This is a genomic window from Pseudomonas sp. PGPPP4 (assembly GCF_002256045.1).
GTDB lineage: Bacteria > Pseudomonadota > Gammaproteobacteria > Pseudomonadales > Pseudomonadaceae > Chryseomonas > Chryseomonas oryzihabitans.
In genome coordinates this window covers 192,841-215,867 of sequence record NZ_NKID01000007.1, presented here as the reverse complement: position 1 = coordinate 215,867, position 23,027 = coordinate 192,841, and the positions used below count along the sequence as shown (strand labels likewise).

The window sequence follows — 23,027 nt, the reverse complement described above, 5'->3', positions numbered from 1 at the left end:
GGATCTCCGAACGCTAACGCCTGATGTAGAGGGTGCTTATATTGACCGTGGAGCTGGCGGCTGGCGTGCTCGCAGTATCCTGTGAGCTCCCGAGCCCTTTGCTTTCGATGCGAATGACGCTGGTAGTGACAGGTACACCGGCCTCGATACTGTCGCCGGCTTTGCGGATGGTCACGCCGGGTAGGGGATTCATACGATAAGTCGCCTGCCCTTGGTTAGAGAGGGTTGTTGCATTGGTCCAGGCGGTGGTAAGCGCAGTCGTTTGCCAGTCGGCTACAGAGCGATTCCTTGCTGCCTGCTCTGCGTCTCGCTGGGCCATTTCGGCAGTCTGGAAGGCGAGGTTTTCATCGCGCAGGTTTCCGGCCATACGCTCTTGCAAGACCGTGCCTCTCATGCTGCCAATGGCGATCAGCGTCATCAGGAGCAACATGACCAGCGTCACGATGAGTACCGCGCCATTTTGTCGATTCGAGGGGTTTTTCATGGCAGGTGATTACGAATCCCAACGGTAAGCGTGAAGGCTTGGGCGAGTCGGCCATCGGCGATCGTCCTGTCACTACCCATGAAACGAAGGGTTTGATTGGGCGAAACCACATTCCTCTGGCGACTGACCGCGAGGAGATTCACCCGAACGGAAACGACACTCTGCCAATTGCCAGTTAAGTTGGCGTCATTCGCCTCGAGGTAGTCACCCGTTATCTGGCCGTTGGCGTCACCCAGGGCGTATTGAATTTGCAAATCCTGAATGCCTTCGGTCAGCTCCTCCGGTGTCGCGCTGGCAGCCGAAGTGTCGGTAGCTCCGTAGCGGGTACGCCATAGAGAGGGCGCGCCGCTGGTAGCGTCATCCCTCAGATAATAGAGGACGCTCTGATAGCTCAAAACCTGAGCTGTATCGTTATAAAGGCGACTGAAGCTTTTCCCGGTAGGAAGTGAGACGGATGTGCCTGAAGTGCTTTGATTGACGAAGAAATCGCAGGCCACTGGATCCGACACAATGATGAGACTACCTTTTCTAGCGCCATTGTCCGTAGTGCCAGTGGTGAGACTCGTCGCCGTAGCCACGGTGCCGGTGGGTAGTGCCATGACTACCGGATTCACCGCGTGTTTGAGCAGAACAACATCAGTGGCCGCGGTGCGCGCATTGTATGTCGGACTCAACCAGGCAGGTACCGTGCCTGGATTGGTATTGCTCCAGCCTCTGATACCGCTACCGAGAACGTATCTTTCGTCTTCTATGCCATTTGAATCCCTGGTCAGGGTGCTGGGCGTCAGATCATTCAGTTGGCTCAGGCACTCGCCTCGATAACCCGCATTACGAAGGTCGAAGGCTAAGAACTCCAAGGCGAAGCGACCGGATTCTTGAACCTGTGATAGAGCTGCATTGGTCTGATATGTCTGTCGTGATGAAAGAAACAGCTGTAGCACTCCGCCTATGAGAACCAGACCCAGCAGTAGAGCAATCATCAGTTCGATGATAGACAGGCCAGCCTGACGATGAAACGCTGCGCGGTTCATAGGCGGGTCCTATAGGCAAAGGTTTCCGTTTTTCGAGCGGTTAGCTGGTCGCTTGTTTCATTGGCACTTTTAATCCGCCCCCGTCCGTCATCCCAACGAATACTCACTGTAACGATGTTGCTGTCAGTCACGATGGTGCCAGTGCCCTGAGGTAAACTATTCGCCAAGTTGTTCAACCACTCTGCGAGGTCGCGCTTGTCCTGGGTACCTTCAACCGCATGAGTATTGGAGGATGTGGGAAAGCTACTGGTAGTGTAATTGCCCGCCAGTGCCATTTTTCTATTCGCACGCATTCGCTCCACGATGTCGCTGGCTAGAACGGTCGCTTGCGAGCGGTAATAAGCCCCCTGATTGCTCTGCGTACTGACGGCTTGCAGGCCAGCCAGCCCCAACAGACCGATAGCAAGAATGAACATTGCTATCAGAACTTCGATCAGGGTGGCGCCGCGCTGCCGGTAGTTGGGACTCATGGCTGTTGACACCCGTTTTGATTGACGGAGGCGCTACCTGTGAGGTTGAGCGAAACGGTGCGTGTGCAGCTAGGTGTACTGAGAGTGAAAGTCTGATTTGCGGTCAGGGTAGTCAGGCCATTGCTGCGAAAGGTTATGCCAGCGCTTGGTCCGGTAAGGGTGATACCGTTGATGCTCTCCCAGACTTGAATCACCAGATTGCCCTGGATCAGTAGCCATCCAGCGGCCCAGTCGGTGCCGTTTTCACAGGCATTGCCCTGCGTATTGCGACGACAAAGCATTACATCGGCACGACGTTTTAGTCCCTCTGAACGTGCTATCTGGAGCGCACCGACCAGTTCATTGCTGGCCACGGCAGCTCTGTTGCTTTGTACTGTCCTATTGAAGGAAGGCGCAGCAATGCTGACCACGATCGCCAGAATGGCGAGCGCTACCAGGGTTTCGATCAGGGTAAAGCCGTACTGGGTCCGCATCGTCGGTTTCGCTGGGCTGGAAGGCCAAGCATGGGGGATCATGCCTGGCTGGACCAGCGTACGGCGGATATCCGGTCGAAACGGGAAGGTGTCTGGTCAGGACGTTCAGGCGCAGCGATCGCTGGTGCGAAGATTCGCCACCTCGATCCGCCCTGCCTTGTTCAGGACCAGTCGTGCGCGCGGCTCGGCGCCTTGGCAGAGGATGAAGCTGCCGTTCAGGGCGTCGGTCACGCCGCTGTTTAAAAATGTCAGATGCGGTAGCGTACGGAAATTGTTCCACCGCCAGTGCAGTCCCTCGGGGAGCTGACTGATCAGCAGGGTGGGCTCTTCGACTGATTGAAGGCCATCGCGATCCCAGTCGCGGAAGACGCGGGTGGTAGCCGACCAGAGGTTCGAGCCGTCGCACTCGCCGGTCGGTGCATGACAGATGGACACAGTGGCATGGCCATTGATCGCAGCCGCCCGTGCGAAGTTGACTGTCTCCCTGAGTTGCTGAATGGCCAGCTGCTGGCGATTGCGCTGCAGCATTCCCCCAAAGGCGGGGACGGCCAGGGAGGCCACAATACTCAGTATGCTGAGGCAGATCAGGGATTCAAAGAGGCTGAAGCCTCGCGCGATGCGATAGGTCATGTTGACGTCCTTGTGGGTAGGCGGCCTTCCTGGCCGCGCTAGCCGTTTTGCGCCAGGACGGCGGAACAGTCAATTCCAGGATGTAGAGGTGTGACGTGATCTTTGATGTAGCGGTGGTCGGGGCGGGTGCAATAGGGCTGATGTCGGCCTATCACCTGTCCTTGAGCGGTCGGCGGGTGGTGGTGGTCGAGCGCGGCGAGCCGGGGCGGGAGGCGTCCTGGGCCGGCGGCGGGATCGTGTCGCCGCTGTATCCGTGGCGCTATCAGCCGGCGGTGACGGCGTTGGCGCACTGGTCGCAGGATTTCTATCCGGTGCTGGGGGAACGGTTGCGGCAGGAGACGGGGGTGGACCCCGAGGTCGAGGTGACCGGGCTGTACTGGCTCGATCTGGAGGACGAAACCGAGGCGTTGGACTGGGCGCGGCGCAATGTGCGGCCGCTGGCGTCGGTGTCGGTCGCGGCGGTGCGGCAGCGGGTGCCGGTGCTGGGGCCGGGCTATGAGCGGGCGGTCTTCATGGCGGGGGTGGCCAATGTGCGCAATCCCCGGCTGGTGCGCTCCCTGCGCGAAGCCCTGCTGCGCATGCCCAATGTGACGCTGGTGAGCGAGTCGCCGGTGACCGGTTTCCTGCGCCAGGGTGAGCGGGTAGTGGGGGTGCAGACCGCGCGCGAGGCCATCCATGCCGAGTCCGTGGTGGTCTGTGCCGGGGCCTGGAGCGGTGAGTTGCTGCAGAGCCTGGGGTTGGCGGTGCCGGTGCGGCCGGTGAAGGGGCAGATGCTGCTGTATCGCCAGCCGGTGGGTTATCTGACCAGCATGGTGCTGGCCAAGGGGCGCTACGCCATTCCGCGCCGCGATGGGCATATCCTCATCGGCAGTACCCTGGAGCACGCCGAATTCGACAAGACGCCGACCGCCGAGGCGCTGGCCAGCCTGCAGGCCTCGGCCGCCGAGTTGCTGCCGGCCCTGGCCGGCCAGGCGCCGGTGGCGCACTGGGCGGGACTGCGGCCGGGGTCGCCGGATGGCGTGCCCTTCATCGGGCCGGTACCGGAGCTGCCTGGGCTGTGGCTAAACTGCGGGCACTATCGCAACGGCCTGGTGCTGGCGCCGGCGTCCTGCCAGTTGCTGACCGATCTGCTCACCGAGCGCACGCCCATCATCGATCCGGCGCCCTATGCGCCAGGCGCGCGGTTGGCGGTGGGCTGATCAGTCGATGCCGAGCTTCTTCAGTCGATAGCGCATCGACCGGAAGGAGAGGCCCAGGCGTTCCGCAGCGGCGGTGCGATTCCAGCGGGTCTCTTCGAGGGCCTGCATGATCAGCTGGCGTTCGATGGACTCCAGGTGGTCTTCCAGATTGGCGATGTTGGCCAGGCTGGCTTCGCCGGTGGCGGTGGCTGCCGGGGCATCGGCCAGGCGTAGATCGGCCGGGCGGATGACGTCGCCCTCGCAGAGGGTGTAGGCCCGCTCCAGCATGTTTTCCAGTTCCCGCACGTTGCCGGGGAAACGGTAGCTCTTGAGCTTGGCCAGGGCATCCTCGCCCAGCGTGGCCGCGGCCAGGCCGGCGTCGCGTGCCAGGCGTTCGAGCATATGGTTGGCCAGGATGCCGATGTCTTCGCGGCGCTCGCGCAGGGCCGGCACCTGCAATTCGATGACGTTGAGGCGGTAGTAGAGGTCCTGGCGGAAGGTCCCGGCGGCGACTTCGGCGGCCAGATCCCGGTGGGTGGCGCTGAGAATGCGCACGTCCAGGCTGATCTCCTGTTGGCTGCCTACCGGGCGCACGGCCTTTTCCTGGATGGCGCGCAACAGCTTGACCTGCATCGGCAGCGGCAGGTCGGCTACCTCGTCGAGAAACAGGGTGCCGCCCTGGGCGGCCTGGAACAGGCCCTGCTTGTCCTCGATGGCGCCGGTGAAGCTGCCCTTGCGGTGGCCGAAGAATTCGCTTTCCACCAGTTCCGAGGGGATGGCGCCGCAGTTGACCGGTACGAAGGGGCGACCGGCCCGCGGCCCCTGCTCATGGATCAGTCGTGCCACCCGCTCCTTGCCGCTGCCCGATTCGCCGCTGATGTAGACCGGCGCCTGGCTGCGCGCCAGTTTGGCGATCTGGTTGCGCAGGGCGCGCATGGGCGGCGATTCGCCGAGCAGCTGGGTTTCGCTGGCACCGGCCGCTGCCGGGGCAGGCCCGGACAGCCGCAGGGCGGTGCCTACCAGCTCACGCAGGCGCGGCAGGTCCACCGGCTTGGTAAGGTAGTCGAACGCACCGGCCTTGAGGGCCTGGACCGCGGTTTCCAGGCTGCCGAAGGCGGTGATCATGGCTACCGGCAGTTGCGGAAAGCGTTGCTGGATGAACTGGATCAGGTCCAGTCCCGAGCCGTCAGGCAGGCGCATGTCGGTCAGGCAGAGGTCGAAGCTTTCCCGTTCGAGGATGGCCCGGGCATCGGCGATGTTCTTGGCGCTGGCGGTGTCGAGCTTCATCCGCCCCAGGGTGATCTCCAGGAGTTCGCGGATATCGGGTTCATCGTCGACGATCAGGACTTTCTGTCGGGCCATGCTCAGCTCATTGTGCGGGGATGGGCGAAGGTGATGCGAAAACAGCTGCCGTTCGCCAAGGGATGATAGCCAAGTCTGGCCTGGTTGCTCTCGCAAAGCTCACGGGAGATGTACAGCCCCAGCCCGGTTCCCTTGTTCTCGGTGGTGAAGAAGGGCTCGAACAGGTGGTCGAGTTGCTCGGCGGCAACGCCCGGTCCGTCGTCGACCACTTCGAGGATGGGCAGGTCGCTTTCCGGATCGCGGTAGGTGCTGAGCCAGACCTGGCCGATGCCGTGCTTCTGGCAGCTGTAGCGCAGGCCGTTCTGCACCAGGTTGGTCAGGATCTGGCCCAGTTGGTGGGGATCCATGTGCGTCTGCAGGGTGCCCGGCTCGGTCTTGACGTGCAGCGTCTGGCCGGCGGGCAGGGTAGGGCGCAACTCCCCGGCGAAGCGGTGCGCCCAGTAGCGCAGGTCGATCAGCTGAGGGGCGGCCTGCTGGCGGCGAGACAGCTGCAGGACGTTCTCCACCACTCGATTCATTCGCCGCGACTGGTCCTGGATGATCTGCGCCAGGCGCCGGTCCGGCGTGGCCAGCTCCTCGGATTCCTGCAGCAGCTGGGCGGCGTGACTGATGGCGCCCAGCGGATTGCGGATCTCGTGGGCGATGCCGGCAGTGAGGCGACCCAGGGAGGCGAGCTTGAGTTGCTGGGCCTGCTGGGCGATGCGCGAGACGTCTTCGAGAAAGGTCAGCACCCGTTCGCCTTCGCCCTGCTGCAGGCGAGCGAAGCTGGGTTGCAGCAGCGGGCCGTTGGCATAGGCGCGCCAGGGCGCCGGCCGGATACTGGGATTGCGCTCCCACTCCTCGAGGCGTTGGGCGAGACCCAGGGCCAGGGGGGCGATGGTGTCCTCGTCGTCCACCCCCAGCAGGCGGCGGGCTGCCGGATTCACCAGCAGCACCTGGTATTCGGCATCGAACACCAGGATGCCGGTCCGCATCCGTTCGAGGATCAGGGCGTTGAGGGCTTCCAGTTCGGCCACGGCCGTGGCGCGGGTTTCGGCCAGGGCCTGGCTGTCCAGCAGCCGCCGGACCAGGCCTTGCACCAGCAGCGCCGTGGCGAAGCAGAGGGTGCCCAGGCCCGCCGCCTGCACATAGCCACTGCCGCTGTCGCCGCGGCGCAGGTCGAGATAGCCGGTCGCCAGCAGCAGGGCGATGGCCGCCAGGGCGGCGATCAGCAGGCCGCGGCGGCCGCGGATCAGGACATTGGACACCCCGACGGTCACCACCAGCAGACTGCCCATGCCGCTGGCGATGCCGCCGGCCAGGAAGAACAGCCCGCCCAGGGCGAGGATGTCGATCAGCGCCAGGGTGAAGGCGCGACCGCGCAACAGCCGCTGGCCGACCGCCAGCACGGCGTTGATGGCGAGATAGGCCCAGCTGGCCTGGCGGAACAGCTGGCCGTCGACGGTGCGCAGCCAGTGCTGGTCCAGGTCGCTGGAAATCAGCACCACCAGCGCCAAGCCGATGACGATGCGATAGAGGTGATAGAGCCGCAGGACCGCGTCGGCTCTCAGGGTGCCTGGATCAGTCGCGGTGCTCATGCTGCAACCGGCGATGTTCGGCGCTGCAGTACCAGCGCTGGCCTTCGCCATCGGCCAGGGCTCTCTCCTGGGGCACGTGCACGCCGCAATGGGCGCAGCGCACCATGGGGTTGGGCGGTAACGGACGGGCCTTGCCGGACGGCGTCTGCGTCTTGCCGCGCCACCAGCGTCTGATCATCCAGAACAGCGCGCCCAGGAGGACGAGCCACAACAGCAGGCGAAGCAGACCCATGGCGATCTCGCAGCGTGAAGGAGGGTGGAGTTTAGCAGGGCCGCTGCAGGCGGTGAGCCCCGCATGGCATCGATTGTCCCGCTTCGCTGCTTGCGGGAAAATGCGCCGATCAATCGGGCAAGGAAGAGTGCATGAGTCAGTTGCTGAACGTCGTGATGGCGCAGGTGAACCTCAAGGTCGGCGACATCCATGGCAATGTAGAGCGCATCATCGCCGCCGCCCGGCAGGCCCGGGATGAGCTGCAGGGCGATCTCATCGTCTTTCCGGAGCTGTCGCTGTGCGGCTATCCCCCGGAGGACTTGCTGCTGCGCTCGAGCATGCAGCGCCGGATCGAGCAGGGGCTGCAGCGGATCCGCCAGGAGATCGCCGGCATCCATGTGCTGGTGGGCTTTCCTTGGCTGGAGGAGGGGCGACGCTACAACGCCTGCGCGGTCTATCGCGATGGCGCCGAGCTGGCCTTCTATCGCAAGCAGCAATTGCCCAACTACCGGGTGTTCGACGAGAAGCGCTATTTCGAGCCGGGCGACAGAGCGGCCGTGTTCGACTACCAGGGCGTGCCCATCGGCGTCACCATCTGCGAGGACATCTGGTTCGCCGAGCCCATGGCCAGGGCACGAGCGGCCGGGGCGCGACTGATGCTCAACCTCAATGCCTCGCCCTTCCACGGCGGCAAGCAGCCGGAGCGCGAGGCCGTGGTGGGCGAGCGTGCCCGCGAGGGCGGCATGCCGGTGGTCTACGTCAACCAGGTGGGTGGCCAGGACGAGCTGGTATTCGACGGTCATTCCTTCGTGGTCGATGCCCGGGGGCAGGTCAGTCAGCGCGCGCCGGCCTTCGTCGAAGGCCTCTATCCGGTGATCATCGATGCGGCCCTGCAACCGCAGCCGGCCGAACTCGCCCCCGTCGCCTCGCTGGAGGCCAGCGTCTATGACGCCCTGGTGCTCGGGGTGCGCGACTATGTGTGCAAGAACGGCTTCAAGGGCGTGGTGCTGGGCCTGTCCGGTGGCATCGATTCGGCCCTCGTGCTGGCGGTCGCCGTGGATGCGCTGGGCGCGGAGCAGGTGGAGGCGGTGATGATGCCCTATCACTACACCGCCCAGATCAGCCTGGACGACGCCGAAGCCGAGGCGCGGACGCTGGGAGTGCGCTACAGCGTCTTGCCCATCGCACCCATGGTCGAGGCCTTTCAGGCGACTCTGGCCAGCGAATTCGCCGGACTCGGGCGGGATACCACCGAGGAGAATCTGCAGGCGCGTTGCCGCGGGACCCTGCTGATGGCCATCTCCAACAAGAAGGGCTATCTGGTGCTCACCACCGGCAACAAGAGCGAGATGGCCGTCGGTTACGCCACCCTCTATGGCGACATGGCCGGTGGCTTCGACGTGCTCAAGGATGTGCCCAAGACCCTGGTGTTCCGCCTCTGCGAATACCGCAATCGCGCGGGCGAGGTGATTCCCCGGCGTGTGATCGATCGCCCGCCATCGGCCGAGCTGTCGCCGGACCAGAAGGACGAGGACTCGCTGCCGCCCTATCCGGTGCTCGACGAGATCCTGCGGCTGTATGTCGAGCAGGATCTCTCGGCCGTGGACATCGTCGCTGCCGGCTTCGACGAGGAAACGGTGCGCAGGGTGCTGCGCCTGGTGGATCTCAACGAATACAAGCGGCGCCAGGCGGCGGTGGGCGCCCGGGTCACCCAGCGCGGTTTCGGGCGTGACCGGCGCTATCCGATCACCTCGGGCTGGCGCATCGGCGACTAGCTCGTCGGGCGCCGGACCCCTGCGATCCGGCGCCAGAGGGGGTCGCCAGCCATTGCGGGCAATAAAAAAGGGGAAGCCACTGGCTTCCCCTTTTCACGTCTGCTGCCGGATCAGTCGAACAGACCAAAGGTCAGGCGGCTGAACCAGGAGCGCTTGGCCGGCGCCGGCGTCGCGCCACCGGCCTTCTCGGCTTCGGCCGGGTCGACGATGCGCAGCTCGGGCGCCAGGTTGTCGCGCTCTTCCTGGTACTTGCGCTGGATGTCCTGGCTGGCGCGGGTCTCGCCGGGCGGCAGCGGATCGCTCGGGCGATCGATCAGGCCCAGGGTCGCACGGGTCAGCCAGGAGCGCTGCTGATCCTTGTCGTCCGGCTCGCGCAGCTGGAATTCGCCATCCTTGAGGCTGACGTTGTCCGGGTAGTTGAGCTTGAGGGTTTCCAGGCTGGTGGCCGCCAGGTCGTTGAGACCCAGGTGCTTGTAGGCTTCGGTCATGATCGCCAGGCCATCGCCCACGGACGGAGTGCCCTGGAAGTTCTCGACCACGTAGCGACCGCGGTTGGCGGCGGCCACATAGGCCTTGCGGGTCAGGTAGTAGTGGCCGACGTGCACGTCGTAGGCCGCCAGCAGATTGCGCAGGTAGACCATGCGCGCCTTGGCGTCGGGGGCGTAGCGGCTGTTGGGGAAGCGGCTGGTGAACTGGGCGAAGTCGTTGAATGAATCGCGCGCCGCGCCCGGGTCACGCTTGGTCATGTCCAGTGGCAGGAAGCGCGCCAGCAGGCCGCGGTCCTGTTCGAAGGAGGACACGCCCTTCATGTAGTAGGCATAGTCGACATTGGGGTGTTGCGGATGCAGGCGGATGAAGCGATCCGCCGCCGTGCGCGCCGCCTCGGGCTCGCCATTCTTGTAGTTGGCGTAGATCAGCTCGAGCTGGGCCTGCTCGGCATAGCGACCGAAGGGATACCGCGACTCCAGGGCCTTCAGCTTGCTGATGGCGTCCGTGTAGCTGCTGTTGGAGATATCGCGCTGAGCCTGGGTGTAGAGCTCGCCTTCCGGCAGATTTTCCGGAACCTCGGGTGCTTTCGAGGAGCAGGCGGCGGTGAGGACTAGGCTGGTGACCAGCAGCAGGTGCTTCAATTGCATGGCGGCTTGGATTCCCCGAAACGGTCGGCGGTGCAGGGATGAGCGCGGAGAGCGCTCACCTAGCCTGTGACGGGGCCGGAACCGTCCTGTTATGATGATCGACCCGGAATGCCGGGGCAAAAAAGTCGCCGTATTTAACCACAGGGTCGGGCCGATTCCAAAAGCCCTGCCATTGCCCGCGCAGATCCATGTCCGAATCCATCGTTCTCAATGCCGAAGTCCCCTACGAACTCGGTGGCCAGCGCCTCGATCAGGTCGCTGCCCAGCTGTTCGCCGAACACTCCCGCTCGCGTCTCGCCGCCTGGATCAAGGACGGTAGCCTGACCGTCGACGGCGCCGTGCTGCGTCCGCGTGACACCGTCCATGGCGGCGCCCAGCTGGCGCTGCGCGCCGAGCGCGAGGCCCAGGGCGAGTGGGTGGCCCAGGACATCGAACTGGACATCGTCTACGAAGACGATCACCTGCTGGTGCTCGACAAGCCGGCCGGGCTGGTGGTGCATCCGGCCGCCGGCCATGCCGACGGCACCCTGCTCAATGCCCTGCTGCACCACGTGCCCTCGCTGGACAGCGTGCCGCGTGCCGGCATCGTCCATCGCCTGGACAAGGACACCACCGGACTCATGGTGGTGGCCAAGACCCTGGAGGCCCATACCCACCTGGTCGCCCAGTTGCAGGCGCGCTCGGTGAGTCGCATCTATGAAGCCATCGTCGCCGGGGTGATCGTCGCCGGCGGCACCGTCAATGCACCCATCGGCCGTCATTCCCAGCGCCGCCAGCAGATGGCGGTGATCGCCGGGGGCAAGCCCGCGGTCAGTCACTACCGGGTGCTGGAGCGCTTCCGTGCCTATACCCATACCCGGGTCAAGCTCGAGACCGGGCGCACCCACCAGATCCGCGTGCACATGACCCATGTAGGCTTTCCGCTGGTGGGCGATCCGGTCTATGGCGGTCGCTTCAAGATTCCGCCGGCGACCAATCCGACCCTGGTCAAGACCCTGCGCGAATTCCCGCGCCAGGCACTGCATGCGCGCTTCCTCGAACTGGATCATCCGGTGACCGGCGAACGCCTGCGCTGGGAGTCGCCGCTGCCGGAAGACCTGGTCTGGCTGCTGGATCTGCTGCGCCAGGATCGGGAATCCTTCGAATGATCGACGCCGACTGGTTGCGGCCGGACTGGCCGGCGCCGGTCGGCGTCCAGGCCTGTGTGACCACCCGCGCGGGTGGCGTCAGCCAGGCGCCTTTCGCCAGCTTCAACCTGGGCAACCATGTCGGTGACGATCCGGCTGCGGTCGCCGAAAATCGTCGACGCCTGGGCCAGGCCCTGGGGTGCCAGCCGGCCTGGCTCGAACAGGTCCATGGCACTGCCGTCGTCGAAGCCGATCCGACCCAGGTGCTCCAGGCCGATGCCGCCTGGACGGCCACGCCCGGCATCGCCGTGACCATGATGACCGCCGATTGCCTGCCGGCCCTGTTCTGCCGGCGGGACGGCTCTCGCGTCGCGGCGGCCCACGCCGGCTGGCGCGGTCTCGCGGGTGGCGTGCTGGAAGCGGCTGCCGCCAGTCTGGAGGTCGCTCCCGCCGAGGTGCTGGTCTGGCTGGGCCCCGCCATAGGGCCGGCCAGCTTCGAAGTGGGCGCCGAGGTGCGCGAGGCCTTTGTCACCCAGCACGCCGAGGCCGAGCGGTGCTTCGTGGCCAGGGGCGGCGACAAGTACCTGGGCGATCTCTATGCCCTGGCCCGTCTGCGCCTTTCGGCTCAAGGCATCACGGCGGTTCATGGCGGTGGCTTCGACACCTTCGCCGACGAGGAGCGCTTCTTTTCCTATCGGCGCGGCGCCCGGACCGGTCGCTTTGCCAGCCTGATCTGGATCAACGCCTAAGTATTTTTTCGGATGTCAAGCCTCTGTGGCTTGAATCGTTAGGCATCGCCCCTATCTAAAGGTCATTCCCGCGGGTAATCGAAAGCGCCCTCTGCTGCGCCATCCCGCGTCTCAGATAGGACCTTGCCCATGCGTATAGACCGTTTCACCAGCAAATTGCAGCTCGCTCTGGCGGATGCCCAGTCCCTGGCCGTCGGCCATGACCATCCGGCCATCGAGCCGCTGCACCTGTTCTCCGCGCTGCTCGACCAGCAGGGCGGTTCCATTTCTCCGCTGCTGCGCCAGGTCGGCTTCGACCTCGCCAGCCTGCGCAAGACCCTGGCCGAAGAGCTGGACAAGCTGCCCAAGATCCAGAATCCCACCGGCGACGTGAATCTGTCCCAGGATCTGGCGCGGCTGCTCAACCAGGCCGATCGTCTGGCCCAGCAAAAGGGCGATCAGTTCATCTCCAGCGAGCTGGTGCTGCTCGCCGTCATGGACGAGAACACCCGCCTCGGCAAGTTGCTGCTGGGGCAGGGCGTCTCGCGCAAGGCGCTGGAGAACGCCATCAACAACCTGCGCGGGGGCGAGGCGGTCAATGACCCCAATGCCGAAGACAGCCGCAAGGCGCTGGACAAGTTCACCGTCGATCTCACCAAGCGCGCCGAAGACGGCAAGCTCGACCCGGTTATCGGACGGGACGACGAGATCCGCCGCACCATCCAGGTCCTGCAGCGCCGCACCAAGAACAACCCGGTCCTGATCGGTGAGCCCGGCGTCGGCAAGACCGCCATCGCCGAGGGCTTGGCCCAGCGCATCATCAATGGCGAAGTGCCCGATGGCCTCAAGGACAAGCGCCTGCTGGCCCTGGACATGGGCGCGCTGATCGCCGGCGCCAAATTCCGCGGTGAATTCGAAGAGCGCCTCAAGGGCGTGCTCAACGAACTGGCCAAGCAGGAAGGGCGCATCATCCTCTTTATCGACGAGCTGCACACCATGGTCGGCGCCGGCAAGGCCGAGGGCGCCATGGATGCCGGCAACATGCTCAAGCCGGCCCTGGCCCGTGGCGAGCTGCACTGCGTGGGTGCCACCACCCTCGACGAGTACCGCCAGTACATCGAGAAGGACGCGGCCCTGGAGCGGCGCTTCCAGAAGGTGCTGGTGGACGAGCCGGGCGAGGAAGACACCATCGCCATCCTGCGTGGCCTCAAGGAGCGCTATGAGGTGCACCACAAGGTGGCCATCACTGATGGCGCCATCATCGCCGCGGCCAAGCTGTCTCATCGCTACATCACCGATCGTCAGCTGCCGGACAAGGCCATCGACCTGATCGACGAGGCCGCCAGCCGCATCCGCATGGAGATCGACTCCAAGCCGGAGGCCCTGGATCGTCTGGATCGCCGGCTGATCCAGCTCAAGGTGGAACGTCAGGCGCTGAAGAAGGAAGAGGACGAGGCCGCGCGCAAGCGACTGGAAAAACTCGACGAGGACATCGCCCGCCTCGAGCAGGAATACGCCGATCTGGAAGAGGTCTGGAAGGCAGAAAAAGCCGAGGTCCAGGATTCCGCCCAGTTGCAGCAGCGCATCGAACAGGCGCGCACCGAGCTGGAGGCCGCTCGCCGCAAGGGCGACCTCAATCGCATGGCCGAGCTGCAGTACGGCACCATCCCCGATCTGGAGCGCAGCCTGCAGATGGTCGACCAGCACGAGAAGCCGGCCAACCAGCTCTTGCGCAACAAGGTCACCGAAGACGAGATCGCCGAGGTGGTCTCCAAGTGGACCGGCATTCCGGTCAGCAAGATGCTCGAAGGCGAGCGTGACAAGCTCTTGCGCATGGAAGAGGCCCTGCACAACCGAGTGATCGGCCAGGACGAGGCGGTCACCGCCGTGGCCAATGCTGTGCGCCGCTCGCGGGCGGGCCTGTCCGATCCGAATCGCCCCAGCGGTTCCTTCCTCTTCCTCGGCCCGACCGGGGTGGGCAAGACCGAGCTGTGCAAGTCGCTGGCGGAGTTTCTCTTCGACACCGAAGACGCCATGGTGCGCATCGACATGTCCGAATTCATGGAGAAGCACTCCGTGGCTCGCCTGATCGGGGCTCCGCCCGGCTATGTCGGCTATGAAGAGGGTGGCTACCTGACCGAGGCCGTGCGGCGCAAGCCTTACTCGGTGGTCCTGCTGGACGAGGTGGAAAAGGCTCATCCGGATGTCTTCAACATCCTTCTGCAGGTGCTCGACGACGGGCGTCTGACCGACAGCCAGGGTCGAACCGTGGATTTCCGCAATGCGGTGATCGTCATGACCTCGAACCTGGGCTCGGCGCAGATCCAAGAGCTGGTCGGCGATCCCGATGCCCAGCGCGCCGCGGTGATGGATGCGGTGGCCAGTCATTTCCGCCCCGAGTTCATCAACCGGATCGATGAGGTGGTGGTGTTCGAGCCCCTGGGCCGCGAACAGATCGCCGGCATCGCCGAGATCCAGCTGCAGCACCTGCGGCAGCGCCTGGCCGAGCGTGACCTGCAGCTGGAGCTGTCGCCCGAGGCCTTGGACAAGCTGGTGGCGGTGGGTTACGACCCGGTCTACGGTGCCCGTCCGCTCAAGCGGGCGATCCAGCGCTGGATCGAGAATCCGCTGGCCCAGCGCATCCTTTCGGGCGCCTTCGCGCCGAACAGCCGCATCGAGGGCAGGGTAGAGGGCGACGAGATCGTCTTCGCCTAGGAAATGACCGGGCGATCCCAGGGGTCGCCCGGCCTTTCGCATAAATTTGTGAAAAAACAGCAGGCTAGGTGTTGACGTCTGTTTCCACTTCCGTAAAATGGCGCACCTCACTTACGGCAAAGCCCGAAAGGCACTGACGTAAGAGGGGTTGGAAGATCGAAATTCCGCGATAGCTCAGTCGGTAGAGCAAATGACTGTTAATCATTGGGTCCCTGGTTCGAGTCCAGGTCGCGGAGCCACTTCCATTCTCGGGGTATAGCGCAGCCCGGTAGCGCGCCTGCTTTGGGAGCAGGATGTCGGGAGTTCGAATCCCCCTACCCCGACCATATTTGGGTCGTTAGCTCAGTCGGTAGAGCAGTTGGCTTTTAACCAATTGGTCGTAGGTTCGAATCCTACACGACCCACCATTTTTACCAGAAACCCTCCGCAAGGAGGGTTTTTGCGTTTCTAGGGCATCGTTTTCTCTGTCCGAGATCTGGTCCCTCTGCCTGTGAGGCGCCGACCCGGCTAATGCACAGGGCTAGGTTGCTCTCTCAAATCCCCCTGCATCGAGCAGACTCTGGAACGGGCCGTGTTCTGGTCTGCCACCCTCGATTCTCCTCGCCGCGCTCTATTTCGCCCATCTCCGGCGAACGCCTTGATCCAGGCGGTTACCCGCGCCCATCGAAGCGATAGCCGGTCATAGCGACTGCCCGAGCCCTTACTACTATCAAGGAAGTCACGGGTTTTCAGGCGGTGCGGATGCAGTCGAAGCGCCTCTCGGGTTTTACGCTCATCGAGGTCCTGGTCGTCATAGCGTTGCTGGGCATCGTCACGGCGCTGGCGGCGCCTGGTTTCGCGAGCCTGGTGCAAAGCAACCGGGTCCAGGCGGCAGCGGGGGAGTTGCAGCGTGCCCTCTATTACGCGCGCAGCGAAGCCATGAGTCGCGGTGTGAATGTCGTGGTCACCACGGATCCGGAGGATGCCAACGGCTGGATGGGCGCGCTGAGGATCACCACGGCCAAGACCGTGGTGCTGCCCACTGCCGAAGTGTTGCGGCAGTACAGCGGGGGACTGGGCAACGGCGTCAACGGAACCGGATCCCTGGGCGGTACCCCCCTGACTAGTCTGACCTTCCAACCCAATGGCAGCCTGAAACTCAGCGGTGAAGCCACCATTCGCGTCTGCGCTACCAATGCGCTCACCCAGGGCAAGCAATTCACCCTCAGTCAGGGCGGGGTGCTGACTGTGACCAACTATGCGCCTAACCGTGCCAGCACCGTGGGGTGCAGCTAGATGAAGCGCTGGCAAGGGGGGTTCAGCATGATCGAGGTGCTGGTCAGTCTGGTGATCATCTGCATTGGCGTGTTGGGCATGGTGGCTTTGCAGACCCGCAGTGTGGCGCTGTCCCAGGATTCGGTGCAGCGCAGCAATGCCATGGTGCTGGCCAACGACCTGCTCGAGTTGATGCGCAGCAACCGCGATCAGGTGGTGGCGAGCGACAAGGTCAAGATCGACGGGGCCTACATCAAGCAGCCTGGTACCAACTTTCGCACCAAGGCGCTCGATGCCGGCAAGACCTGCCTGGCCCGGGATCGCTCTGCAGGCGGGGAAACGGTCGCCGGGCAGGATCTGGGGTGTTGGCTGAATCAGGTAAAGGCGCTGCTACCCGTGACGGACGCCTTGATCGCCAGCAGCTTCGCGGTCTGTCCAGCGTCCGGCGTACCGAAACTGCCGTCCAGCGATCCTGCGGGCAACACGACGCCGCTGGGTGCCTGCGAGACCAATGCGGTGGCACCGGTGATGGTGGTGGTGGCCTGGCAGGACGTCAGCAACGATTCGCTGAATTGCCCCAAGGGCGTCTGCTACTACGCCTTGCGCTCGGAGCTGTAGGCCATGCTCATCATGTCGCGTAGCCAGAAGGGTTTTTCACTCATCGAGATGATGATCGCCCTGACCGTGGGTACCTTTCTGGTGTTGGGCGTCTCGCAGATCTATATCAACAACAAGCGCAGTTTTCTCTTCCAGCAAGGCCAGACCGGCAATCGCAACAACGCTCAGCTGACCTTGCAGGTGCTCGACCGGCAACTGGCACGGACCGGCTTCCGCGCGGAAATCCGTTATCAGGGTAGCCTCCAAGCAGCCTTTCCGGCGGTCGGTGAGGTAAAGGATACCGATGACATCAGCTGTCCAGCTTTTGCCGCTGGCGCCACCTTCGCGGCGACCACGGACAGCGCCAATGCGCCCACCGGCGTCTGCATTCGCTATCAGGGCGCATTGGACAGCAAGGACCAGGACTGTCTGGGCAACCCCATCCCGCGGGTGAACCTCAATGCCGGCGGCAACGTGCTGCTCAAGCTGCGCTACACCGCGGGCAATACCCCGGGCGGGGGCACCCTGAGCTGCACCGTCTGGAGCGAGCGTGGGGGCGCGCTGACGCGCAAGGGCAGTGCGGTGCTGGTGCAGGGGCTGCAGGATTTTCGCTGGTCCATTCCGCCCAAGGCGGATGCACCGGCCGTGCGCTACGCGGCGTTGCTCAGCACCACGGAGGCATTAACCAGCGATGTGGCTAGTAATACGGCTGCCAATTGGCAGGCCCTGACCGGCCTGCAGATCGCGGACGCCAGTCGACCCATGCAGATACTGCAGAGCACCGTTACCCTGAGGAATCTGGCGCTATGAGTCCAGTCATTGGCAGGCAGCGCGGCGCGACCTTGCTGATCGCCCTGGTGATGTTGCTGCTGCTGTCGCTACTGGCCGCCTCCAGCATGCGTCAGACCTTGCTGCAGGCCCGCAGCGGCGGCGCCGCCTTGGAAAACACCCAGGCCTTCAATGCCGCAGAGGCGGCGCTACGCGAAGGTGAGCGGCGATTGGTGGCCCTCAGTCAGCAACCGTCCTTTACCGCCTTCAGTGCCGGCTTTGCCAGCTGTTCGGAAAGTGTCCCAGCGGTACGCAGTGCCTTCGCCAAGCCACCAACCGGTGACCTGTGCATCCTGACCAAGGCCAGCGATCTCAATACCGGTGCCCTGACCCAGACCTGGGCAGCGGCAGCGCTCCAGGCGAGCGGGACCGATCCTACGACGCGGACGGTTGCCTACCGCGGCTCCGATGGCAGCGCTTCCTTCGCCCAGACACCCCGCTGGGTCGTGACAGCCATCGGTAGCAGTTCGGTCGATGTCTCGGCGCCCGCCACCAACCTGTTCCGGATCACCGCCGTGGCCCAGGATCGCGGCAAGCGCTTTCCGGTGATTCTGCAGAGCGTCGTCGCCCTGGAGGTGCCATGAGTCGGGCTGCATTAGGCATTGGAACTCTGGCCCTCCTATTAACCTTGGCCGCACCTGCGACGCAGGCCGCTGCCTTGAATCTCAGTCAGCAGCCATTGTTCCTGACCAATAGTGTCGGTCCCAATCTGTTCGTCACGCTGGATAACTCCACCAGCATGCAGATGGCGGTTGTGCCGGATGCGTCGAATACCGATGCCATCCGACCAACCCGTCGCGCTAAATCGGCGGCTTTCAATAGCCTCTACTACAATCCGGCGATTACTTATCCGGCGCCCTATGCGGTGAGCTACAGCACTACGGGCGGACTGACCCGTACGCGACTGGCGACCAGCTTTACCAGTGCCTACGTAAACGGCTATCGACCGAGCTTGGGTAGTGTCAATCTCGCCACCGACTACCGCGTGAGCTGGAGCTATAACCCTAATTTGGTGACTACAGATCCCAATGTGGCGCGGGGTAATGCCTACGGAAACCCGGGGCTGCAGAACAATAGCCCGAGCATGCTGGCGGAGAACCCGTCTCAGGATTTTTTCAGTAGTGGTACTTACCGTGGAACAAGCGCGACCTATGGCAGCCTCACGCTGCTCAATATCTTGTTGGGTGCCGGCTTCACCGAGAACATCAACGGTGCCCAAGTCAGTATCAGTGACGCCTCCCTGCTTGAGCGCCTGCTGACGGGAGCTGCGCTCAACGGTGGCTGTACCGCGAGCATTGCCAATACGGTGGCGGTCACCTACAGCAATGTTACCTGTACCCGAAACGTGGACTATGGACTGCTTGGGGTGGTTTCCTCGGTCAACTACACGGTCACCGCCAATACCAACATTTCTGCTGCCATCACTGGCGTACAGGCCTACTACTATCTCTACGATACGACGCTCAGCACCTGTCTTCCCGTCGCCTTGCAGACCGAGGGCTGTTACCGGCGGGTACTGGTCGGCAGCTCTTCCGGTCCCAACGGGACGGACGAAAGGCAGAACTTCGCCAACTGGTATTCCTTCTATCGCAGTCGCGCCCTAGCGGCTCAAACTTCGACCAACCTGGCCTTGGCGGATGCGTCGGAAAATCTCCGGCTTGGCTGGCAGGCACTGGGAACCAGCGACAGCTGCATCCTGGTAGCGGCCAATGCCAACTGTCGCGGTATCAGCAACTCCGGTTCAACTGCCTACGATAATCGGCTGAGACCCTTTACCGGTGCGCACCGAGCCGCTTTCTTCACCTGGCTCGGAGAAGTCTATTACAACCAGAGCACGCCGCTGCTCCAGGCGGTTGCTCGCGTTGGCGAACTGCTCAAGACCAGCGGTAGCAACAGTCCATATGCGTACGATCCGGGTAATAGCGAGTCGCCTGTCTACGGCTGTCGCGCCAGCTACAGTCTGGTGGTGACCGATGGTATCTGGAACTCTGCGCTGAATTCCGGCAACGTCGATGGTACAGCCGCAACCCTTCCGGACGGGCAGCAGTACTCACCACAGGCACCGTTCCAGGACACTACGGCCAGCACTCTCGCAGACCTGGCCTTTCTCTACTGGCGCACCGATGCCCAGCCCGGTCTCGACAACAAGGTACCGCCCTACAATACCGTGACCAGCAATGAGGTACGGGGGACCACTACGCTTTCGCCCTACTGGAATCCGCGTAACGACCCAGCCACCTGGCAGCACCTCACGGGGTTCTACGTGGGTATCGGCTTGAGCAGTGCGCTGATCAATCCGGATTGGGATGGCGATACCTTTGCCGGCGGCTACGCTGGCTTGGCCGCAGGTACTACGTCCTGGCCAGTGGCGGGTGCGGACAACTCGGTCAATCAGAACAATGTCTATGACCTCTGGCACGCGGCAATCAATTCGCGGGGTGAGTTCTTCAGTGCGGAAAATGCCAGCGACCTGATCACCTCTCTTGGCAAGGTCATCACGCGGATCACCCAGTCCACCAGTGTCGGCGCGAGCCAGACCGTATCGCCCACCCGGGTAGGGGACACCAACGCGCTCTTTACCTATTCCCCATCCTTTTCCAGTGCCGACTGGAGCGGTGATGTCATCAAGTACCAACGCACGGGTACCACCCAGACGCGGATCTGGAGTGCCGCTCAACAACTTGATGGCAGGTTCGCTCCGGGTAATACCGCCTTCGGCACCCGCAAGATCTACATGGCCAAGGGCGGCGCCTTGACCGATTTCGCCTGGGCGAATCTGAATACCGATCAACAACTCAGGCTCAACAAGGCCTCCGGTGGTGCCACCGACACCTATGGCAGTCGCCGGGTGGATTATCTGCGCGGCGATCGCAGTCTGGAGTCGCCCGGGGCCACGCCATCGTTTCGACCGCGTAGCCATATCCTCGGTGATATCGTGAATTCCTCGCCGGTGGTGGTGGACGGCCCCAACAGCCCCATCGCCCTGATGAATGCGACCGTTGGCGACAACTCCTACGCCACGTTCCGCAGCACCAATGCGTCCCGTGAGCGACGTATCTACGTCGGGGCCAACGACGGCATGCTGCATGCCTTCAACGATCAGGGGCAGGAGGTCTATGCCTTCGTTCCCAGCGCGGTCATCGGCAATCTCAACCGGCTGACCGAGCGCAGCTATAACGGTGGGGGCCATCAGTCCTATGTCGACAACACGCCGGTGGTGGGCGACGTCTATGTCAACGGGGCCTGGCGCACGGTACTGATCGGCACGCTGCGTGGGGGAGGGCGGGGCATCTTTGCGCTGGACATCACCAATCCCAATGCCCCGGTGCTGCTCTGGGAAAAGTCGGACGCGGATGCCAGCTACAAGGACCTGGGCTTCACCTATGCGCAGCCGATCATCACCCGGCTGCATACCGGTGGTTGGGGCGTGGTGGTCAGCAATGGTTACAACAGTGCGCAGGACAACGCGGTGCTCTATGTGATGAACGTGGCCGACGGCAGCCTGATCAAGGCCTTGCCGGCCAGCGATAACATCGCCACACCCAACGGCTTGAGTTCCCCCTTCGTGGCCGATGTCGATGGCGACCTGATCGCCGACTATGCCTATGCCGGTGACCTGCACGGCAATCTCTGGCGCTTCGACCTGATCGGCACCTCCCTGACCGCAACGGCCGCAGCAGACAACTTCCGTGTTGCCTTCGGGGGGCGACCCCTCTATACCGCCCAGGCGAGTAGCCTGGCGCCCGGTACCGCCAATCTGGTCCAGCCGATCACCGCCAGTCCTTTGGTCGTGGCTCACCCGAGTGGAACGGGGCATCTGGTGCTCTTTGGTACCGGTAAATACCTCGAGGCCAGCGATGCCCTCGCCAATACCAGCAAGGCCATGACGCTCTATGGCATCTGGGATCGCCAGACCGATGGGGCGGCGGCCAGTAGTACCTCGGTACTGACGATCGCCAACCTCCAGCAGCAGACCCTGGGCACCGACCAGCGCATCAGCTACACCAGTTCTGCCGGTTCCAGTGTCAGCAGTACGGCGAACACCATTTCCACGACGTCAGTCAGCTATGACGCCACTACGGCGACCAATGGCAAACAGGGCTGGTATCTGAACCTGCCCTTGAATGGCGAACTGGTAATCAACAAGCCCCAACTGTTCAGCGGTACCCTGCTGATGAGTTCGCTGATTCCCAGCACCGACGCCTGTACCGCTGGGGTCACCACCTACCTCTATGCCCTGGATCCCTACACCGGCGGCAACAACAGCGGCCTGTTCAACCTGGGTACGGATACGGTCTATGGGCGTATCCAGCTCGATGGCCTGCTCGGTGGGATCGTGCCCTTCGTCTACGGTGACGGCACTTTCAGTATGGAAGGGACCCTGGCGGATGCGGCGATCTATGGCAGCGACAGCAAGTCGCCGAATGGCTTGCGGGGCGACCTGCCCGCCAGTCGCCGCCAGACCTGGCGCGTCATCACCAACCAGGACTAGCGGCAGCAGCTTTCACGCAGGCATGAAAAAGCCCGGCACTGGGCCGGGCTCTTTCATGGAACGGTACGTCTCAGCGTGCGTAGGTCAGCAGCACGTCGCCCGGGATCTGGAAGTCCACCGACATCATGACGCTTAGGGCGGTGATGGCGATGATGGAGAACCCGAACAGCTTGCGTGCCCACTGCACGTCGTTCTCGGCCTGATAACCCATGAAGGCCAGGCGTAGCCACCAGGCCCCGATCACGGCGGCCACTGCCAGATAGACGTAGCCGGCGTAGCCGAGCACGGTCAGCAGCAGGGTGGCGGCCATGAAGGCCACGGTGTACCAGACGATGTGACGCTTGGTCACCGAGATCCCCTTGGCCACCGGCAGGACCGGAATCGAGGCCGCGGTGTAGTCCTTGAGACGGAAGATGGCAATGGCGTAGGAATGCGGCATCTGCCAGAGGCAGAAGATCAGCAGCAGCACCGCAGCGCCACTGTCGAACTGGCCGCTGGCGGCGCAGTAGCCGATCACCGGCGGTGCGGCACCGGACAGGCTGCCGACCAGGGTGCCGTATACCGAGGTGCGCTTCAGCCAGAGGCTGTAGAGCCCTACGTACACCACGAAACCCATCACCGCGAAGGCGGTGGCGACCGCATTGGTCGCCACGTACAGCAGACCCACCCCGGCCAGGCCGAGGAGGGTGGCATAGGCCAGCGCCACCTTCGAGGAGATCGTGCCCTGGACCAGCGCACGATTGCGGGTTCTTTCCATCTTCTGATCGATGTCCATATCGATCACGTTGTTGAACACACAGCCGGAAGCAATGACCAACGACACCCCGATAGCCGTCGCCAGCAGCAACAGCGGGTCGATGCTCCCTTTGGAAGCCAGGAAGAACCCGCCGGCAACCGAGATCAGGTTGCCGAAGATGATGCCCGGCTTCGTCACGAGAAGGTACTTCTTGATCATCACG

General features: G+C 63.5%; 20 protein-coding genes and 3 tRNA genes. 13 read left to right on the top strand and 10 right to left on the bottom strand.

Annotation, left to right across the window (positions count from 1 at the left end):
* Positions 1 to 13 precede the first annotated feature (13 nt).
* The 5 genes from CFE50_RS14655 to CFE50_RS14635 all read right to left on the bottom strand — a co-directional run bounded on the left by CFE50_RS14655 (position 14) and on the right by CFE50_RS14635 (position 3,088).
* Positions 14 to 484, bottom strand: coding sequence for a pilus assembly PilX family protein (locus CFE50_RS14655; RefSeq protein WP_044341575.1), 471 nt, complete (start codon positions 482 to 484; stop codon positions 14 to 16).
* Positions 481 to 1,515, bottom strand: coding sequence for a PilW family protein (locus CFE50_RS14650; protein WP_286734582.1), 1,035 nt, complete (start codon positions 1,513 to 1,515; stop codon positions 481 to 483). Before CFE50_RS14650 ends, CFE50_RS14655 begins: the two co-directional genes overlap by 4 nt.
* Positions 1,512 to 1,985: a type IV pilus modification protein PilV gene (gene pilV, locus CFE50_RS14645; RefSeq protein WP_115945313.1), complete on the bottom strand. Its 474-nt coding sequence runs from the start codon at positions 1,983 to 1,985 to the stop codon at positions 1,512 to 1,514. The genes CFE50_RS14650 and pilV (CFE50_RS14645) overlap by 4 nt, the downstream gene beginning before the upstream one ends.
* Positions 1,982 to 2,458 carry a GspH/FimT family pseudopilin gene (locus tag CFE50_RS14640; protein WP_286734580.1) on the bottom strand — a complete coding sequence of 159 codons (477 nt, stop codon included), beginning with the start codon at positions 2,456 to 2,458 and terminating at the stop codon, positions 1,982 to 1,984. Before CFE50_RS14640 ends, pilV (CFE50_RS14645) begins: the two co-directional genes overlap by 4 nt.
* A gap of 105 nt (positions 2,459 to 2,563) precedes the next feature.
* Positions 2,564 to 3,088, bottom strand: a complete 525-nt coding sequence (locus CFE50_RS14635) for a GspH/FimT family pseudopilin (protein WP_286734579.1) — start codon at positions 3,086 to 3,088, stop codon at positions 2,564 to 2,566.
* A 95-nt stretch (positions 3,089 to 3,183) separates the two neighbouring features.
* On the opposite strand from CFE50_RS14635, the gene thiO reads away from it, so the two are divergent.
* Positions 3,184 to 4,287, top strand: coding sequence for a glycine oxidase ThiO (thiO, locus tag CFE50_RS14630; RefSeq protein WP_241809277.1), 1,104 nt, complete (start codon positions 3,184 to 3,186; stop codon positions 4,285 to 4,287).
* Here thiO and CFE50_RS14625 read toward each other — a convergent pair whose 3' ends face one another.
* The 3 genes from CFE50_RS14625 to CFE50_RS14615 are packed head-to-tail and all read right to left on the bottom strand — an operon-like array spanning position 4,288 to position 7,437.
* Positions 4,288 to 5,628, bottom strand: a complete 1,341-nt coding sequence (locus tag CFE50_RS14625) for a sigma-54-dependent transcriptional regulator (RefSeq protein ID WP_027600185.1) — start codon at positions 5,626 to 5,628, stop codon at positions 4,288 to 4,290.
* A 2-nt stretch (positions 5,629 to 5,630) separates the two neighbouring features.
* Positions 5,631 to 7,205: a sensor histidine kinase gene (locus tag CFE50_RS14620; protein WP_027600186.1), complete on the bottom strand. Its 1,575-nt coding sequence runs from the start codon at positions 7,203 to 7,205 to the stop codon at positions 5,631 to 5,633.
* Positions 7,189 to 7,437 carry a PP0621 family protein gene (locus CFE50_RS14615; protein ID WP_027600187.1) on the bottom strand — a complete coding sequence of 83 codons (249 nt, stop codon included), beginning with the start codon at positions 7,435 to 7,437 and terminating at the stop codon, positions 7,189 to 7,191. Before CFE50_RS14615 ends, CFE50_RS14620 begins: the two co-directional genes overlap by 17 nt.
* A gap of 131 nt (positions 7,438 to 7,568) precedes the next feature.
* On the opposite strand from CFE50_RS14615, the gene CFE50_RS14610 reads away from it, so the two are divergent.
* Positions 7,569 to 9,191, top strand: a complete 1,623-nt coding sequence (locus tag CFE50_RS14610; protein ID WP_241809276.1) for an NAD+ synthase — start codon at positions 7,569 to 7,571, stop codon at positions 9,189 to 9,191.
* Positions 9,192 to 9,301: 110 nt separating this feature from the next.
* Here the strand turns inward: CFE50_RS14610 and CFE50_RS14605 are convergent, their stop codons facing one another.
* Positions 9,302 to 10,327 (bottom strand): outer membrane protein assembly factor BamD, encoded by a 1,026-nt coding sequence (locus CFE50_RS14605; RefSeq protein ID WP_007160812.1) that lies wholly within the window; start codon positions 10,325 to 10,327, stop codon positions 9,302 to 9,304.
* A 188-nt stretch (positions 10,328 to 10,515) separates the two neighbouring features.
* On the opposite strand from CFE50_RS14605, the gene rluD reads away from it, so the two are divergent.
* From rluD to CFE50_RS14550, 11 genes are all read left to right on the top strand, one after another.
* The gene (rluD, locus tag CFE50_RS14600; RefSeq protein ID WP_027600189.1) at positions 10,516 to 11,475 is read left to right on the top strand and encodes a 23S rRNA pseudouridine(1911/1915/1917) synthase RluD; all 960 of its coding nucleotides are present in this window, start codon (positions 10,516 to 10,518) and stop codon (positions 11,473 to 11,475) included.
* On the top strand, positions 11,472 to 12,203 hold the full coding sequence (gene pgeF, locus CFE50_RS14595) for a peptidoglycan editing factor PgeF (protein ID WP_286734572.1): 732 nt from the start codon (positions 11,472 to 11,474) through the stop codon (positions 12,201 to 12,203). The genes rluD and pgeF overlap by 4 nt, the downstream gene beginning before the upstream one ends.
* 129 nt (positions 12,204 to 12,332) lie before the next feature.
* Complete coding sequence (gene clpB / locus CFE50_RS14590; RefSeq protein WP_286734571.1) at positions 12,333 to 14,897, top strand: ATP-dependent chaperone ClpB; 2,565 nt, start codon at positions 12,333 to 12,335, stop codon at positions 14,895 to 14,897.
* Positions 14,898 to 15,060: 163 nt separating this feature from the next.
* Positions 15,061 to 15,136: transfer RNA gene (locus CFE50_RS14585), tRNA-Asn, on the top strand.
* A gap of 10 nt (positions 15,137 to 15,146) precedes the next feature.
* Positions 15,147 to 15,223: transfer RNA gene (locus tag CFE50_RS14580), tRNA-Pro, on the top strand.
* 5 nt (positions 15,224 to 15,228) lie between these two features.
* Positions 15,229 to 15,304 (top strand) — tRNA-Lys (locus CFE50_RS14575).
* Positions 15,305 to 15,638: 334 nt separating this feature from the next.
* Positions 15,639 to 16,172: a GspH/FimT family pseudopilin gene (locus CFE50_RS14570; protein ID WP_286734569.1), complete on the top strand. Its 534-nt coding sequence runs from the start codon at positions 15,639 to 15,641 to the stop codon at positions 16,170 to 16,172.
* Entirely contained in the window at positions 16,173 to 16,769 is a 597-nt protein-coding gene (pilV, locus tag CFE50_RS14565) for a type IV pilus modification protein PilV (RefSeq protein WP_042137093.1), read from the top strand.
* A gap of 3 nt (positions 16,770 to 16,772) precedes the next feature.
* The gene (locus CFE50_RS14560) at positions 16,773 to 17,558 is read left to right on the top strand and encodes a PilW family protein (RefSeq protein ID WP_115945317.1); all 786 of its coding nucleotides are present in this window, start codon (positions 16,773 to 16,775) and stop codon (positions 17,556 to 17,558) included.
* A complete protein-coding gene (locus tag CFE50_RS14555; RefSeq protein WP_042137095.1) occupies positions 17,555 to 18,160 on the top strand; it encodes a pilus assembly PilX family protein in 606 nt (201 codons plus the stop codon). The genes CFE50_RS14560 and CFE50_RS14555 overlap by 4 nt, the downstream gene beginning before the upstream one ends.
* Entirely contained in the window at positions 18,157 to 22,068 is a 3,912-nt protein-coding gene (locus CFE50_RS14550; protein WP_286734564.1) for a pilus assembly protein, read from the top strand. Before CFE50_RS14555 ends, CFE50_RS14550 begins: the two co-directional genes overlap by 4 nt.
* A 70-nt stretch (positions 22,069 to 22,138) precedes the next feature.
* Here CFE50_RS14550 and cyoE read toward each other — a convergent pair whose 3' ends face one another.
* Positions 22,139 to 23,026 (bottom strand): heme o synthase, encoded by an 888-nt coding sequence (gene cyoE / locus CFE50_RS14545; protein WP_223855368.1) that lies wholly within the window; start codon positions 23,024 to 23,026, stop codon positions 22,139 to 22,141.
* Position 23,027: the final 1 nt, after the last annotated feature.